General features: G+C 61.1%; 16 protein-coding genes and 1 pseudogene. 10 read left to right on the plus strand and 7 right to left on the minus strand.

Annotation, left to right across the window (positions count from 1 at the left end):
* Positions 1–756, plus strand: a 756-nt coding sequence (locus VIE67_RS13855) for a DUF2971 domain-containing protein (protein WP_332027035.1), incomplete at its 5' end; no start/stop codon positions are given.
* 34 nt (positions 757–790) lie between these two features.
* Here the strand turns inward: VIE67_RS13855 and VIE67_RS13860 are convergent.
* The 3 genes and pseudogenes from VIE67_RS13860 to serA all read right to left on the minus strand — a co-directional run.
* Positions 791–1,113: pseudogene (locus tag VIE67_RS13860) on the minus strand (phosphoglycerate dehydrogenase); the annotation flags it as partial.
* 34 nt (positions 1,114–1,147) lie between these two features.
* The gene (locus VIE67_RS13865; protein ID WP_332027036.1) at positions 1,148–1,717 is read right to left on the minus strand and encodes a hypothetical protein; all 570 of its coding nucleotides are present in this window, start codon (positions 1,715–1,717) and stop codon (positions 1,148–1,150) included.
* A gap of 71 nt (positions 1,718–1,788) precedes the next feature.
* Entirely contained in the window at positions 1,789–3,024 is a 1,236-nt protein-coding gene (serA, locus tag VIE67_RS13870; RefSeq protein WP_332027037.1) for a phosphoglycerate dehydrogenase, read from the minus strand.
* Between the two features lie 132 nt (positions 3,025–3,156).
* On the opposite strand from serA, the gene VIE67_RS13875 reads away from it, so the two are divergent.
* Genes VIE67_RS13875 through VIE67_RS13890 form a run of 4 tightly spaced genes read left to right on the plus strand, consistent with a single transcriptional unit; the run spans position 3,157 to position 5,710 of the window.
* Positions 3,157–3,639, plus strand: a complete 483-nt coding sequence (locus tag VIE67_RS13875; RefSeq protein ID WP_332027038.1) for a DUF2306 domain-containing protein — start codon at positions 3,157–3,159, stop codon at positions 3,637–3,639.
* Between the two features lie 54 nt (positions 3,640–3,693).
* Complete coding sequence (locus tag VIE67_RS13880) at positions 3,694–3,987, plus strand: BrnT family toxin (protein WP_332027039.1); 294 nt, start codon at positions 3,694–3,696, stop codon at positions 3,985–3,987.
* Positions 3,974–4,306, plus strand: coding sequence for a hypothetical protein (locus tag VIE67_RS13885; protein WP_332027040.1), 333 nt, complete (start codon positions 3,974–3,976; stop codon positions 4,304–4,306). The genes VIE67_RS13880 and VIE67_RS13885 overlap by 14 nt, the downstream gene beginning before the upstream one ends.
* A gap of 18 nt (positions 4,307–4,324) precedes the next feature.
* Positions 4,325–5,710, plus strand: coding sequence for a D-2-hydroxyglutarate dehydrogenase (locus tag VIE67_RS13890; protein WP_332027041.1), 1,386 nt, complete (start codon positions 4,325–4,327; stop codon positions 5,708–5,710).
* Between the two features lie 21 nt (positions 5,711–5,731).
* Here the strand turns inward: VIE67_RS13890 and VIE67_RS13895 are convergent, their stop codons facing one another.
* Together VIE67_RS13895 and VIE67_RS13900 are read right to left on the minus strand one after the other, a co-directional pair.
* Positions 5,732–6,226: a hypothetical protein gene (locus VIE67_RS13895; RefSeq protein ID WP_332027042.1), complete on the minus strand. Its 495-nt coding sequence runs from the start codon at positions 6,224–6,226 to the stop codon at positions 5,732–5,734.
* Positions 6,227–6,302: 76 nt separating this feature from the next.
* Entirely contained in the window at positions 6,303–7,307 is a 1,005-nt protein-coding gene (locus tag VIE67_RS13900; RefSeq protein ID WP_332027043.1) for a cupin-like domain-containing protein, read from the minus strand.
* Positions 7,308–7,535: 228 nt separating this feature from the next.
* Here VIE67_RS13900 and VIE67_RS13905 point away from each other — a divergent pair, with 228 nt between their 5' ends.
* Positions 7,536–9,815, plus strand: coding sequence for a GH92 family glycosyl hydrolase (locus VIE67_RS13905; RefSeq protein ID WP_332027044.1), 2,280 nt, complete (start codon positions 7,536–7,538; stop codon positions 9,813–9,815).
* A gap of 45 nt (positions 9,816–9,860) precedes the next feature.
* On the plus strand, positions 9,861–10,820 hold the full coding sequence (gene pip, locus VIE67_RS13910) for a prolyl aminopeptidase (protein ID WP_332027045.1): 960 nt from the start codon (positions 9,861–9,863) through the stop codon (positions 10,818–10,820).
* Positions 10,821–10,881: 61 nt separating this feature from the next.
* Here pip and VIE67_RS13915 read toward each other — a convergent pair whose 3' ends face one another.
* Complete coding sequence (locus VIE67_RS13915) at positions 10,882–11,259, minus strand: PsiF family protein (protein WP_332027046.1); 378 nt, start codon at positions 11,257–11,259, stop codon at positions 10,882–10,884.
* A gap of 198 nt (positions 11,260–11,457) precedes the next feature.
* Complete coding sequence (locus VIE67_RS13920; protein WP_332027047.1) at positions 11,458–12,969, minus strand: aminotransferase class III-fold pyridoxal phosphate-dependent enzyme; 1,512 nt, start codon at positions 12,967–12,969, stop codon at positions 11,458–11,460.
* Positions 12,970–13,203: 234 nt separating this feature from the next.
* Between VIE67_RS13920 and VIE67_RS13925 the strand changes: the two genes are divergently transcribed.
* From VIE67_RS13925 to VIE67_RS13935, 3 genes are read left to right on the plus strand one after another with little or no spacing between them, the layout of a single operon-like run.
* Entirely contained in the window at positions 13,204–14,100 is an 897-nt protein-coding gene (locus VIE67_RS13925) for an ABC transporter ATP-binding protein (protein WP_332027048.1), read from the plus strand.
* Positions 14,100–14,891 carry an ABC transporter permease gene (locus VIE67_RS13930; protein WP_332027049.1) on the plus strand — a complete coding sequence of 264 codons (792 nt, stop codon included), beginning with the start codon at positions 14,100–14,102 and terminating at the stop codon, positions 14,889–14,891. Before VIE67_RS13925 ends, VIE67_RS13930 begins: the two co-directional genes overlap by 1 nt.
* A gap of 15 nt (positions 14,892–14,906) precedes the next feature.
* Positions 14,907–15,041 carry a hypothetical protein gene (locus tag VIE67_RS13935; protein ID WP_332027050.1) on the plus strand — a complete coding sequence of 45 codons (135 nt, stop codon included), beginning with the start codon at positions 14,907–14,909 and terminating at the stop codon, positions 15,039–15,041.
* The last annotated feature ends 10 nt before the right edge of the window (positions 15,042–15,051 follow it).

Genomic DNA, 15,051 nt, shown 5'->3' on the forward strand with positions numbered 1-15,051 from the left:
CAAGAACTACATCACGCAAGAACAATTATCGTGGAAGAAGCAAAGGGTTTTGCGGCCAATCACGAGTTCGGCAGTGCGGTGGCAAACCGAGTGCTATCGAGCCACGTTATTCCAGATGTATACGTCTTTAGCACGTCCTTAGAGCGCAAAATCGACAACGGTTGGGATGATCTAAGCCAATGGCGAGCTTATGGAAATTATGGTAGCGGGGTCGCCCTAGCGTTTCAATTCATTGGAGCGGGGCCGCCTTTGCCGCCCGGCTTGGCGTTTGGAAAAGTCTTGTATGACGAGACAGCAAAGCGGCACTTTGTTACTCAAGTTTTGCAGCTAGGTTTCGCAAGCAGTAACACCAATTTGCAAGCGGCTATCGACGCGACTGCATTGGAGTTGGCTCGGTTCATTCCGCTGATGAAGCACCAAGCATTTGCGGAGGAACGCGAAATCCGGTTTGTATTTGTGCCGCAGGAGACTGGAGGGCCGGAGGAAAAATTCTATTCGCGCGGAAGTATGGTCGTCCCCTACGTCTCATTGAATGAAATTTATGATCGATCGGGGACGCCGAGACATGAGCTTCCCTTCTGGCCACTCCAGCTGCAGCGGATAGCTATCGGCCCGAGCTCTAGCAATCTCGCCATAAACACATTGCGCTTGGCTCTGGCTAAGAGTCCTCTCCGGACTTTCCATCATTTCTATGGGCATGCAGAAGGAAACGTTGAGTTATTGCCTTCCAGCATTCCGTATCGTGAGCTGCGCTGAGATCCCTGGCTCTAGCTGACCCACTGAACCGGCTTCAATACAGAACGCGTGTACGCAAAGTACCCGGAATCGCCGCGAGCGCGTCCTTGAGCATCGCCGCCTGTTCGGCCGAGGTCGAGACGTCAATCACCACGTAACCGACGTGTGCATCGGTTTGCAGGTACCGCGCGTCGATATTGATGTTGTCGCGCGAAAAGATTTCGTTGATGCGTGAGAGCACTCCGGGTACGTTCTGGTGGATATGCAGCAGGCGTCGGCTGTTCGGGTGGGCCGGGCAACGAGACTTCGGGAAAATTCACTGCCCGACAGGGTGCTGCCGTTGTCGCTGCAGCGCACCATCTTCGTCGCGACTTCGATGCAGAATCGGATGAGTGCAGGTCTTGCGGTCCCTTTAGCGCGACGTCTCGCGGACCTCGGCCAGCCACTGCTGGTGGACTTCGAACAACTCGTCTCCCCGCTTTTCATCGATCTGAAAGCCGAAGCTGATCGCGCTTCGATATCCCGGACCTTCCACGGGTGTAGTCGCATGCTTGCATCGCGAAGCGAGGTTGAGCCATGCATCCCCTACAGCGACCGCGATTGGAATATCGTCCAGTAGCGGTATGCAGCCATCGGTTTGCCGGACCAAAACATTGATCCGCACATGCCGTTTGCCACGCAGATCGGGATCCATGTGCGGATGGATGAATCCGCCCTCCGTTATGTAGCTGATGAAATCCATCAGCTTTGGCGGAACAACGTAATTCCCCAGCTGAAAGCGCTTGGCCAAATCCTCTTTTACGTCGAACAGGTAACTGTCGCCAGCCGGGGTGACGAAATCGATAACGAGGAACTTCCTGCCGCCGTCGGTTCCATTTTCCTCGAATCGTTCCTCGTTCTCCGATGTCAGCTTGGTAACATGGGCCAGAAAATCCGCAGTGACGGCATTCTTGATGACGAACGGATAGGGTCTGATCTTCATCGTCCAATCTCGAAATTGGGCGCAAGAGCACGATGCTCGGAAATACGCGGCATTATCGCCCGAATGAGCGATCAATACAGCACGCGCGTACGCAAGGTTCCCGGAATCGCCGCGAGCGCGTCCTTGAGCATCGTCGCCTGCTCGGCCGAAGTCGAGACATCGATGACCACATAGCCGACGCGTGCGTCGGTCTGCAGGTACTGCGCGTCGATGTTGATGTTGTCGCGCGAGAAGATTTCGTTGATGCGTGAGAGCACGCCGGGCACGTTCTGGTGGATATGCAGCAGGCGCTGGCTGTGCGGATGCCCCGGCAGGGAGACTTCGGGGAAATTCACCGCCGACAGGGTGCTGCCATTGTCGCTGTAGCGCACCAACTTCGCGGCGACTTCGATGCCGATATTGTCCTGCGCTTCGAGCGTGCTGCCGCCGACATGCGGGGTCAGAATCACATTGTCCATGCCGATCAGCGGCGAGACGAAGGCATCGTCGTTGCCTTTGGGTTCGATTGGGAACACATCGATCGCGGCGCCCGCGATATGACCGGATTTGAGTGCCGCGGCGAGCGCATCGATATCAACCACCGTGCCGCGCGCGGCATTGATCAGCATCGCGCCGGGTTTCATGCGCGCCAGCTCGGCCGCGCCGATCATCCATTTGGTCTGCGGCGTTTCCGGCACGTGCAGGGTGACGATATCGGCGCGCGCCAGCAGCTCGTCGAGGTTCTGCGCCGCGCGCGAATTGCCGAGGGTGAGCTTGGGTTCGATATCGTGATAAAGCACCTGCATGCCGAGGCTTTCCGCGAGCACGCCGATCTGCGTGCCGATATGTCCGTAGCCGACCACGCCGAGTATCTTGCCGCGCACTTCGACGCTGCCCGCCGCCGACTTCGACCAGCCGCCGCGATGGCATTGCGCGTTCTTCTGCGGGATTCCGCGCGCGAGCAGGATCGCTTCGGCAATGACCAGCTCGGCCACGCTGCGCGTGTTCGAATAGGGCGCATTGAACACCGGGATGCCGAGCGCTTCCGCCGCCACGGTGTCGACTTGATTGGTGCCGATGCAATAGCAGCCGACGGCGATGAGTTTTTTTGCATGTGCGAACACGTCGGCAGTGAGTTGGCTGCGCGAGCGGATGCCGACCAGATGTGCATCCGCGATGCGCTGCTTCAACTTGTCATCGGGCAGCGATTTTTCGTGGAATTCCACATTTGTATACCCAGCCGCCGCCAGCGTTTCCAGCGCGGTCTTGCTGACGCCCTCGAGCAACAGCACCTTGATATCCTGCTTGGGGAAAGAAGTTTTCGTCATAAGGCTGGCATCGAAACGGGATGTTGGCGGAACACTACTATGCCAGAATTGCGCGCATTATGTTGCACTGCGGCAGGACCGGGAAAATGCAATACTGGTCAGCGCCTTCGTTTGACGATCACGGAGATCGATATGCTTGGTTTGACACCGCTTGGCACGTTTCACACTGCGATCAGCTTGATCGCGCTCGGCGCCGGATTCGTCGCGCTGATCCGCGACAAACGGATCACGCCGACGAATCGTGTCGGGCAGATCTACGTGATCACGACGATCATCACCTGCGTGACCGGGTTCGGCATCTTCCAGCACGGCGGCTTCGGCAAACCGCATGCGCTCGGCGTCATCACGCTCGTCGTGCTCGGCATTGCGTATCTGGCGGGATCGACGAACGTGTTTGGACGTCTGTCGCGCTATGTCGAAACGGTCAGTTATTCGGCGACTTTCCTGTTTCACTGGATTCCCGCGATCACCGAGACCTCGACGCGTCTGCCGGTCGGCGCACCGTTGGCCGCGAATGCCGATGTACCCGGTTTGCAGGCGGCAACCGGAGTTTTGGTCGTACTCTTTCTGATCGGCGCCACCCTGCAGGTGCGGCGATTGCGCGCTACGGGATAGCCGGCGCAAGTATTACCTGATGACAAAAGGCACACAGAGGCGTAAAATGCCTCGATGAAACCGTTTCGCTGGAACCCGCGCAAGAACGAAGCGCTGATGGCGCAACGCGGAATTTCCTTCGAGAGCATGGTGGTGGCGATCGAGACCGGCGGTCTGCTCGATGTCGTCATGCACCCGAATCCGCAGAAATACCCGGGACAGCGGGTACTCGTGTTGGCCTGCGATGGCTATGCGTACCTGGTGCCGTTTGTCGAAGACGAAAAGTATTTTTTCTTGAAGACAATCATTCCGAGTCGCAAGGCGACGAGGGATTATTTGCAGCAGGGTGAAACCGATGCCGAAGATTGACCAATACGAACGCGAAATTCTGCAGGCCTTCGAGAAGGGCAAGCTCAAGTCCGTAGCGACGAAGAGTGAGCTTGCCATGTTCAAGGCGGCCGCCCGTGTCACCGCGATCAAGGACCGGCGCGTCAATATCCGCTTGTCATCCGGCGACCTCAGCGATATCCAGGTCAAGGCGCTGGAAGAAGGCGTCCCATACCAGACCTTGATCGCCAGTGTGCTGCACAAATACGTTACGGGCCGTCTAGCAGCGCACCCGGGGCGTGTAGCGGAGGAACGGCCGCGCGCGCGCGCGACAAAGCGGCGCCGTGCGGCCGCAAACTGATTGGCAAGCGGTCCGCTCATGAGGCAAGACCTGATTTCCAATCTCGCGCGCACCGCGCCCGCGTTGCGCCTGCTCTCTGCGCCCGCCGATCTCGAACACTACGGCCGCGACTGGACGCGGCGCTGGACGCCCGCGCCGCTGGCGATCGCGCTGCCGGCGACGATCGATGAGGTGCAGGCCATCGCGCGCTGGGCGAGCGAATACAACGTGGCTCTGGTTCCTTCCGGCGGGCGCACCGGCTTGTCCGGCGGCGCGGTCGCGGCGAACAGCGAATTGGTGGTGAGTTTCGAGCGCATGAATCGCATGCTCGATTTCAATGCGGTTGATCGCACGCTGACCGTGCAACCAGGCATCGCACTCGAAGCCGTGCACAAGGCGGCGCAGGAACACGGCCTGATCTACCCGGTCGATTTCGGCGCGCGCGGCTCGTGCTCGATCGGCGGCAATATCGCGACCAACGCGGGCGGCATCCGGGTGATTCGCTACGGCAACACGCGCGAGTGGATCGCGGGCTTGAAGCTCGTCACCGCGAAGGGCGATTTGCTCGAACTGAATCGCGGTCTGATCAAGAATTCCAGCGGCTACGATTTGCGTCATCTGGTCATCGGCGCGGAGGGCACGCTGGGCTTCGTCGTCGAAGCGACGCTGCGCCTGACCGATCCGCCGCCGTCCTCGCAAGTGATGCTGTTCGCGGTGCCGGCGATGGCTGCGCTGATGCGCGTGTTCGATGCCTGCCGCTCGCGCCTGACCTTGAGTGCATTCGAGTTTTTCACCGACCGCGCCCTGCATCACGTGCTCGCGCACGGTGCGCAGAAACCGTTCGCGGAAACATCGCCGTATTACGTCGTCACCGAATTCGACGCGGCCGATCAAGTGCAGCAGCAGGCCGCGCTCGACGTGTTCGAGCAATGTCTCAAGGCAGGCTGGGTCAGCGACGGCGTCATGAGCCAGAGCGACGCGCAGGCCGCAGCGCTATGGCGTCTGCGCGACGGCATCACCGAGAGTCTCGCTGCGCATCGGCCGTACAAGAATGATGTCTCGGTGCGCGTCTCTACGGTGCCCGAGTTTCTGGGAGAGATGCAGGCCTTGCTGTCGCGTGAGTACCCACAGTTCGACGTGGTCTGGTTCGGGCATATCGGCGACGGCAATTTGCATATCAATGTGCTCAAGCCGGTGGAACTGGGTGATGCCGATTTCCTCGCTCAGTGTGAGCGCGTGACCAAGCTCCTTGCCGACGTTCTAGCCACACATGGCGGCAGCATTTCCGCTGAGCACGGTATCGGTCTGGTCAAGAAAGCCTATCTCGCGAGCACGCGCGGCGCTGCGGAAATCACACTGATGCGCAGCCTGCGCGCGGTATTCGATCCGCAGGGATTGATGAATCCGGGCAAGCTTTTTGATTGAGGTCGACGGTGTCAGCGGCAATCACTTCGCGACGCGCGCATATTCGACTTTCCATTCCGTTTGCCAGGCGCCATCGCCGGTCTTGCGTTCGTTGATGGCGACATAACGATCGTCACCGATGCGTTTCCAGTGCGTGCGCATGGTCAGCTCCCTCGGCTGGGTCAGATGCCGTTCGGGGAAATCGAAGCCGTCCGCGACCGGAATCATGCTGCTCGAATCCATGTCGCCGTCGCTGCTGAAATACCAGTACACAATTTGCTTTTTCGCGGGGTCGAACGCGTAGATCGTCTCGCCGAGATAGTCGCCCTGCTTGCCGTGCAGCACATGCTTGTCGCGCACGAACTTGCCGCCGTACATCGGTTCGAAGCAATGCGTGTCCTTGCCCATGCCATTGGGAAAATCGCCGGCCCAGCAGTGGCCGACGAGGAAGTCGAGCGGCTGCAGCGGATTTTTTGTGGTCTCGACCGGGGCTGCGTTCATCGACACGGCGCCGAGTAGAATCAGGGATGCGAGCATGATCTGAATCTCCATGGTAGGTGTGGCCAGCCTAGCGGTTTGCGTGGCGTCCGGCTTGGATAAGTGACCTTGCGCATCATGGGCCCGGCCGCAATAATTGCTTCAGCTTGGCCACGATTTCCGGCGTCAAAGGCCCAAGCACGCCGCGGCGAGCTTCGGGAATATGCGCCGCGGGATCCTCATTGGCGAAAACGTAGTGGTTCAAGAGCGTCTTCCACGCATTGCGCTCGGCTCGCGGCAGCGACTTGAACGCGAGGATGCAATGCATCAGCGCGTTCAGTCCCGGTTCGGCGACGTGACCGGGAAATGCCGCCGACCGCCACCAGTAATTGACCAAGGCATTGAGTTGTTCCAGCGACGCCACGTGGTGCCACCAAACGGGCGGAATATAGATCGCATCACCGGGTTCCAGTTCGGCGACTTGCGCGTGAGCGAGAGCATCCTGCAGACGCGGATAGTGTGGATCGTCGCTTGCGTCGAGCCGCGGCATGCTCATCGCCGCTGCGGTCGGCGCGAAGTCGAGCGGACCGACGTACAGGTTGCTCACCTGCCCGGGCGGAAACAGAGTGAAGCGCCGCCGCCCGCAGGCGACCACTGCGATGTTGTGGTAGCTGTCGAAGTGCGCCGGCGTCGTCACCCGATTGCCCATCCACAATCGCGGTTGCACGCTCGAATCCAGAAACGGCACGGAATGGGTCTCGAGCAGGCCGGGCAGGCAACTCGAAATCAGCGCACTCTGCATCGCCAGGCCGCGCACGTCGTCGCGCCGACTGTACGTGGCCAGCCGCTGCAGCACGTCGGTGACGGATACGCGGAAATGTTCGTAGTTGAAACCGTCCATTGCCGCGTTGTAGCCGATCACGCCCTGCGCGCCCGGCGCGATCAGCAGCGCATCGACCGGCGTGCCGTTGTCGTACTCGGCGATGCCTTTGGCGAATGCGCTGTCCGACTGCCGCGCCAGCGCGACGATCGGCCAGTCGCGGCACACGCCGCGCAGCACCAGCGGCTGTTCGCGCTCGACGATCTCCTTCAGCGTGATCGCTTGGCCGACAAGCCGGACTTCCTCGATCGCAGCGGACATGGCGCTTTGCGCTACGCGACCACGATGCTGTCCGCATCGCGCATCCGGTCGCGCAGCAAGCTGCGTGTCCAGCGCCCAAGCGGCGAGTCGTGCTGGCTGATCGCGGTGCGGCCCATGGCGCATTCTGTCGCGCGTTGGAAAAGCTCGCAAGCGGCATTGATCGCGCTCGTGTGTGACATTTGTGTCCGCACGACGGACAATTCGGAGGATATGCAGGATGGAGCCTCCATGAGCCTTGCCGATCCGCGCCGTCAAACCTCCTGCCGGGCACGTCACGGCTTTGCGGCGCTCGCGCTGGTTTGCCTTGCCGCTACCTGCGGAATAGTTCAGGCAGCGGACGATACGGCGCGCGCCACGCCGGTCGATTGGGTCAATGCCTACATCGGCACGGCCGGCAGCGGATCGGAATATGGCGGCACGATGCCGCTGGTCACGACGCCATTCGGCATGACCAACTGGACCGCGCAAACGCGGCAGAACCGGGTCAGCGTGAGTTCGTATAACTACGCCGACAGGAATATCCAGGGCTTTATCGGCACGCATCAGGCGGCGATCTGGATGGGCGACTACGGTTACGTCACCCTCGTGCCTGAACTCGATGCGATCAAGTACGGCCCCGAGGCCCGGCAGCTGCCGTTTTCACGTGCCGACGAAATCACCACGCCGTACTACTACTCGGTGAAGATGGATGCGGACGCGTCGCGCACGATTCGCACCGAGATGACGTCCACCGATCACTGCGGCTACCTGCGCTTCGTGTTTCCGCAAAAGTCCAACGCCAGCATTCTGGTCGAAGCGACGCGATTGGGAATCAAGGGTTACGTGCAGATCGACAAGGACAAGCACGAAGTGTCCGGTTACAACCCCGATCGCATGGACGCGAATCTCGGCCCGCTGACCCTGCCCAACTTCAAGGGCTATTTCGTCGTGCGCTTCAAGCAGGCGTTTGCGGCGCAGACCGTCTACGAAGGCGTGCTGATGTGGCCGGACAAGACCCATGTCGAGGGTACGAATGTCGGCGCCTTTGTTTCGTTCGACACCAAAGAGAGCGGGTTGGTCGAAGCGCAGGTCGGCACCTCCTTCATCAGCATCGAACAGGCGCGGGCCAACCTCGATGCGGAATTGCCCGCATGGAATTTCGACGCCACGCGCGATGCACTGAAGGCGACCTGGAACCGGAAGCTCGGTGTCGCGGTGATCGAGGGCGCGTCCGACGACCAGCGCCGCATTTTCTACACCGGCATGTATCACGCGCTGCTGTATCCGAAGCTGTTCTCCGAGCACGGCCGCTACTACAGCGCGTTCGACGACAAAGTACACAATGGTACTTCGTATACCGCGTTCTCGATCTGGGACACGTTTCGCGCCGAGAACAGCCTGCTCACGCTGTTCGCGCCCGAACGCATCGACGACATGGTCCGAGCGCTGCTGCAAAACTATACCGAAGGCGGCTGGATGCCGAAGTGGCCGAATCCGTCGTATACGAACATCATGATCGGCACGCATGCCGATTCGCTGGTCGCCGAGGCGATCAACAAGGGCTTCAAGGGGTTCGACTACAAGCTCGCCTATGCCGCCGTATACAAGGATGCGATGACGCCGCCGGACGGCGACACCACGCGGCGCTGGTTCGATCGCGAGCCGTACACGCCCTACGAGGCGCGCGCGGGCCTGACCTACGCGAACAAGCTCGGCTACATTCCGGCGGACAAGGTTTCCGAATCGGCATCGAGCACGCAGGAGGAAGCGTACGACGATTTTGCCGTCGCCCAAGTGGCTAAAGCGATCGACAACGAGCACGACTATCGGGTTTTTCTGCAGCGCTCGCGCAACTACCGCAACCTGTTCAATCCTGCACGTGGATTCATGCAGGCGAAAAATTCGGACGGTTCCTGGGCATCGCCCGAGGATGGCTGGACCGAGGGCGATCAATGGGTCTATCTGTTTGCCGCCTTGCACGACATTCCAGGCGTGGTAGCCCTGCTTGGCGGGCCGCAGGCGGCGAGCGCAAAACTCGATGAGCATTTCCGCGGCGGCCACAACCAGCACGACAACGAGCCGAGCCATCATTACGGCTATCTATACGATTACACCGGCCAGCCGTGGAAGACCCAGGCGCGCGTGCGCCAGATCGCCAACGAGGCCTATTCGAATACGCCGACCGGCATTCTCGGCAACGAAGACTGCGGGCAGATGTCGGCTTGGTATATTTTTACCGCGATGGGTTTTTATCCGCTCAATCCCGCATCCGCCGAATACCTGATCGGCAGCCCGTTGTTCTCGCGCGTCGAACTGAATTTGCCGAACGGAAAACATTTCGTGATGTCGGCGCTGAATAACTCGACGAGCAATATCTATATCCAGTCCGCGACGCTCAACGGCAAGGTGCTGGACAAACCCGTCCTCACCTATGCGCAGATCGAGGCAGGCGGCAAACTCGACTTCGTCATGGGCTCGCAGCCGTCGAAATGGGCCGAGGACTGGCAGCTTGGGCCGCTGGCGCAATAGTCCGCAGACGCGCGCATCTCATCATCAGCAGGAACAGGAATTTCAATGAGCCCTAGTGATCCGCGCCGCACGCTGTACCCGGAGATCGAACCGTTCGCTTCCGGCTTTCTGCAAGTCTCGCCCTTGCACAAAATCTACTTCGAGCAGTGCGGCAATCCGCAGGGCAAGCCCGTCGTGTTTCTGCACGGTGGACCGGGCGCCGGCTGCAATGCACGTTCGCGGCGGTTTTTCGATCCGGCGCATTACCGCATCGTGCTATTCGATCAGCGCGGTTGCGGGCGTTCGACGCCGCATGCGGAACTGACCGACAACACGACCTGGCACTTGGTTGCGGATATCGAAACGCTGCGCGAGCATCTGGGCATCGCGCGCTGGCAGGTGTTCGGCGGATCCTGGGGCTCGACGCTGGCGTTGGCTTATGCCGAAACCCACCCCGAGCGGGTCAGCGAACTGGCGCTGCGCGGCATCTTCATGCTGCGCCGCTGGGAGTTGGAGTGGTTCTACCAGAAAGGCTGCGACGCGATCTATCCGGATGCCTGGGAGGAATATCTCAAGCCGATTCCTGCGGTCGAGCGCGCCGATCTGATGGGTGCCTACTACCGGCGTCTGACTGGCGCTGACGCGAACGCGCGCGTCGCGGCAGCAAAGGCTTGGTCGATCTGGGAGGGCAGTACGAGCTTCCTCAGCCAGAGTGCGGACTACATCGCCTCAACCGGTACGGATGAATTCGCGCTGGCCTTCGCGCGCATCGAATGCCACTACTTCGTAAACGGCGGATTCTTCGAGCGCGACGATCAGCTTCTGCACGATGCACACAAATTAAAAAATATACCCGTTGTGATCGTGCAGGGCCGCTACGACGTCGTCTGCCCGCTGCGCAGCGCCTGGGATCTGCATCGGGCGTGGCCGCAAGCAGATTTAAAAATCGTCTCCGATGCGGGCCACTCGGCCTTCGAGCCCGGCATCACGCACGAGCTGATCAGCACGACAGATCGGTTTCGCTGAGTGCAGAAGAAAGAAGCCGGGCCGTTCGGCCCGGCTTTGTTCGCCCAAAAATGATTCGCTTTTAGTGAGCGGCTGCTGCAGGTGCTGCGCTGCCTTTCAGGCAGCCGCTCATGAACGTCTTGCGCGCATCGCCGGCGAGATGCTGCGTGCCCGCATCGGCATTGCAGGATTTCATCTTTTCCTGCTGCGTCATCGGTTTCGCCGGAGCGGCTGCGGGTGCCGCTGCTACGGCGGGCGCGGCCGAGCCGGCCTTGGCACAGGTGCTCATGTAGCTTTTGTACTCATCGCCTTTGAGACCCTTCGCGTGGGCATCTTTGGCGCAGGCGCCGAACTTCGACTGCTGGGCGGTCGGGGCCTTGGTGTCGGCGCCAGTTGCGGAACCGGCACAGAGGGCAAGGGCGAATGCGATCGCGGCGAAAACGGGTACGGTGGATTTCATCGGGGTCTCCTGTCGTGGACCGGCGTCAGGCCGGATGGCTAAGTTTACGCCGAGCCCGATGAAAGCGTGTAGTTGCAATGCGCAAAATATTGTCGGAATTTGTCGATTGCAGCGCGAGTCCACAGGGGGCGCGATTTATCGCCCCATTCTGCGGTTGACCGAGGCCGGGCTCGATGAATTGAGCCGCGGATTGAGCCCCTAGGCCGCTGCCGCAGTTTTCGGCATTTCGACGCTTTGCCGCGGGCCATGCAACAAAGCCTGGCGCACGCCATCAACGATCAGATCGACCTCGTCGGCGGTAACCGCAAAATGCGGAGTGAAGCGCAGCGAATTGGCGCCGCCGTGGATCACGGCGATGCCGCGTTCGCGCATCCATTCCTCGGTGCTGCCGGCGCCGAAGCATTTGAATTGCGGCGCAAGCTCGCAGGAAAACAGCAAACCGGTACCTTGGACCTTGGTGATCAGCTGCGGCAGTTCGTTCTTGAGCTTGCCCAGTTTTTCGAGAAATTCCGCGCCGCGCCTCTGGATATTACTGCGCAGTTGCGGCGTGATTTGCCCGAGCACCGCGCAAGCCGCGTCGAGCGCACGCGGATTGGTCGTCATCGTGTTGCCGTAGATTCCCTTTTTATACAAGGCCGCCGTGCGTTCGCTTACCGCGAGCACGGATAGCGGATACTGACCCGCGCTCAGCGCCTTGGAATAGGTTTCCATATCGGGCGCATCGAGCTTCTCGAAGCCCGGGTAGTCGACTATGGAAAGCACGCCGTGCGCGCGCAGGCCGGCCTGGATCGAATCGACCAGGAACAGCGCGCCGTGTGCGCACGTAAGTTCGCGCGCGGCGGCGTAGAACTCCGGCGTCACCGCGCGGCCCGGATCGCCTTCGCCCATGACCGGTTCCAGAAACATCGCCTCGATAAACCAGCCGTTGCGGTCCGCATCGGCGAATACCTGGCGCAACTGGTCGACGTTGTACGGTTCGATCGTGAGCAGGCTGCGCTCGTCGCGGAAGCTCGCCAGGTTCTGCACATAGGCTTTGCGCGAGGAATCCGAATAGATCGCAGGCTTCTCGGTGCGACCATGGAACGCGCCCTTGACCGCGAGGCGCTTGATCGTGCGCCCGGCATAGCGTGCGCCCGGATCGGTGAGCAGCTTGGAATTCACGTCGGCGAAGCGGCAGGCGAGAGTGACCGCCTCGGAGCCCGAGTTCAGACAGAGAAATTTGCTGTAGGGCGAGCCACCGCGGTTCTGCCCAATCTCGCGCTTGAGCGCGTCAGCGAAGCGCAACTGCGACAGGTTCGGCGTCATCACATTCGCCATCACCTGATGTCCGGCGAGCGCATCGATCACCGCCTGCGGCGCGTGGCCGAGGCCGAGCATGCCGTATCCGCCGACGTCGTGAATCACCGCGCCTTTCAGGGTGACGACCCATGGACCACGCGCGGCCAGCGCGACATACGGGTTGATCGCGTCATCGGCATAGAAATTGATGTAGTCGGCCTGCACATACGCAAGCTGCGCGGCTTCGTCGAGCTTGAGCAGTTCCGGCATTTCGCTGCGCAGCTTCTGCAACAGCGCGTGCGCCTCGTCGATCGCGGCAACAAGAGTGGAATCGTCGCGCACGAAACGCTCGATCGTCGCATCGGAAAGTCCCGTCGTGCGTGCGGTACCGCCGCAGCTGCGCAGTTCATCGAGTTTGGCGATCAGCGTCATGAAAATACTCTCCAAATCTGTTGCGACAAGGCGGCACCAAGGATTCTTGGCAAACAATTGTCGACTCTGGAACCGATGTTAGCATCGGTCTTTGGTATGCCGAAGTGCCAGTTATGCGAGAATTTAATGGGGCCAATTTGCGCCTGACACTCGTCACCTCAAAGTCGTGACGGCCGCGACTGCCGTCGCTGCGGCGCCGGCGGCAGAATTGCCTCACCGTCAGGAGACCCAGGCATGAGCCCGCAAACCGAAGTCATCGCCAGGCTCGAAGCCGCCAGCAAACGCTATGGCCAAATGCTTGCGCTCGATGGCGTGAATCTGGATGTGCGCCGCGGCGAAGTGCTCGCCCTGCTTGGCCCGAATGGCGCGGGCAAGACCACCGCGGTCTCGCTGCTGCTTGGCCTGCTGCAGGCGGACGGCGGCAGCGTGACCCTGTTCGACCAAGCGCCAAAGTCGCTGCCCGCGCGCCGGCGCATCGGCGCGATGCTGCAAACCACGGGCGTGCCGGAAACGCTGACGATCGGCGAACTGATCACCCTGTTTCGCAGCTACTACACGGGGCCGCGCACGGTTGCCGATATCGTTGCGTTGGCGGGTGTCGAGGACCTGCTCAAACGCCGCTATGGAAAATTGTCCGGCGGTCAGCAGCGCCGCGCGCAATTCGCACTCGCCATCTGCGGGCATGCGGAAATCCTGTTCCTCGACGAGCCGACCACCGGCCTGGATATCGAAGCGCGCGAGACGATGTGGAAGACGATCCGCCAGCTCGTCGGCGAAGGCTGTGCCGTGGCGCTGACCACGCACTATCTGGAAGAGGCCGAGGCGCTGGCCGATCGCGTGGCCGTGCTCGCCAAAGGCCGCATTGTCGCCGAAGGCAGCGTCGGCGCGATTCGCGCGCGTGTGGCGCAGCGGCGCATCCGTTGCGTGTCGGCGCTCACAGCCGACACGATCGCGCGCTGGCCCGAAGTGCGCAGCGTCGCGCACGACGGTGAGCGCATCGAGATCGTGACTGACGCTGCCGAAACCGTGGTGCGGCAATTGCTGTTCGAGGACGCGGGTTTGAGCGAGCTGGAAGTCAGGCGCGCGGGGCTTGCAGAAGCCTTCGTCGAAATAACCAAGGAAGCTGCGTGATGAATACGATTACCGCCGCCACACTGAACCCCATAGCCACGACTTATCCCGTAAGTCGCTCGTTGCCCGCTTACGCATTCGAAGCGAAATACGAATTCCTGCGCGTGCTGCGCACGCCGGCGTTCGCGATTCCGTCGCTGATGTTTCCGCCGCTGTTCTATCTGTTGTTCGGCGTGCTGCTCAATCGCAACAGCGCGGCCGCGGCGCATTATCTGTTCGCGACTTACAGCGTGTTCGGCGTGATGGCGCCGGGCCTGTTCGGCTTCGGCGTTGGCGTCGCGATCGAACGCGAACGGGGCTGGCTCGCACTCAAGCGCGTTGCGCCGATGCCGCCCGGAGCCTATCTGCTGGCGAAAATGATCATGGCAATGCTGTTCGCACTGATTATCTACGTGATATTGGCGGCGATGGCGTACACGCTCGGTGGCGTGCGTCTGCAGCTCGCGCAATGGCTGCTGCTCGGCTTGATCACGACGTTCGGTGTGTTGCCGTTCTGCGCGCTCGGCCTGCTGATCGGCAGCCGCGTGAATGCCGCGGCCGCGCCGGCCATCGTCAATTTCATCTATCTGCCGATGGCGTTTCTTTCGGGCTTGTGGATGCCGCTGTCGATGCTGCCGGAATTCATCCGCAACATCGCCGTGCTCTGGCCGCCGCATCACCTGGCCCAGCTGGCGCTGGCCGCCAGCGGACGCGAGTACATGGGCGGTGCATTCGGCCATCTGGTGTTTCTGGCCGCGTTCACCGCGATCTGCTTCGCCATCGCGCGGCGCTGGCTGGCGCGTGCGGCCTGACCGTTTCGGAGTGCAATGATGCGATATCTTTACTACAGGGCTGCACTGCTTCTGATGGCCGTGGCGCTGCTCGCGTTGTTCTCGGCGGCAACCCACGTCGTCGCGCGCGGCGCCATGGCGTATCCTTCCGCGATGGCCGCTACGCGATAAGTCCGGATGT

This window comes from Rudaea sp., from assembly GCF_036560865.1.
Lineage (GTDB): Bacteria > Pseudomonadota > Gammaproteobacteria > Xanthomonadales > Rhodanobacteraceae > Rudaea.

Coding starts and splice junctions, on each gene's coding strand:
- VIE67_RS13865 (WP_332027036.1), bottom strand. CDS start 1,717: ATGAAGATCAGACCCTATCCGTTCGTCATCAAGAATGCCGTCACTGCG.
- serA (WP_332027037.1), bottom strand. CDS start 3,024: ATGACGAAAACTTCTTTCCCCAAGCAGGATATCAAGGTGCTGTTGCTC.
- VIE67_RS13875 (WP_332027038.1), top strand. CDS start 3,157: ATGCTTGGTTTGACACCGCTTGGCACGTTTCACACTGCGATCAGCTTG.
- VIE67_RS13880 (WP_332027039.1), top strand. CDS start 3,694: ATGAAACCGTTTCGCTGGAACCCGCGCAAGAACGAAGCGCTGATGGCG.
- VIE67_RS13885 (WP_332027040.1), top strand. CDS start 3,974: ATGCCGAAGATTGACCAATACGAACGCGAAATTCTGCAGGCCTTCGAG.
- VIE67_RS13890 (WP_332027041.1), top strand. CDS start 4,325: ATGAGGCAAGACCTGATTTCCAATCTCGCGCGCACCGCGCCCGCGTTG.
- VIE67_RS13895 (WP_332027042.1), bottom strand. CDS start 6,226: ATGCTCGCATCCCTGATTCTACTCGGCGCCGTGTCGATGAACGCAGCC.
- VIE67_RS13900 (WP_332027043.1), bottom strand. CDS start 7,307: ATGTCCGCTGCGATCGAGGAAGTCCGGCTTGTCGGCCAAGCGATCACG.
- VIE67_RS13905 (WP_332027044.1), top strand. CDS start 7,536: ATGAGCCTTGCCGATCCGCGCCGTCAAACCTCCTGCCGGGCACGTCAC.
- pip (WP_332027045.1), top strand. CDS start 9,861: ATGAGCCCTAGTGATCCGCGCCGCACGCTGTACCCGGAGATCGAACCG.
- VIE67_RS13915 (WP_332027046.1), bottom strand. CDS start 11,259: ATGAAATCCACCGTACCCGTTTTCGCCGCGATCGCATTCGCCCTTGCC.
- VIE67_RS13920 (WP_332027047.1), bottom strand. CDS start 12,969: ATGACGCTGATCGCCAAACTCGATGAACTGCGCAGCTGCGGCGGTACC.
- VIE67_RS13925 (WP_332027048.1), top strand. CDS start 13,204: ATGAGCCCGCAAACCGAAGTCATCGCCAGGCTCGAAGCCGCCAGCAAA.
- VIE67_RS13930 (WP_332027049.1), top strand. CDS start 14,100: ATGAATACGATTACCGCCGCCACACTGAACCCCATAGCCACGACTTAT.
- VIE67_RS13935 (WP_332027050.1), top strand. CDS start 14,907: ATGATGCGATATCTTTACTACAGGGCTGCACTGCTTCTGATGGCCGTG.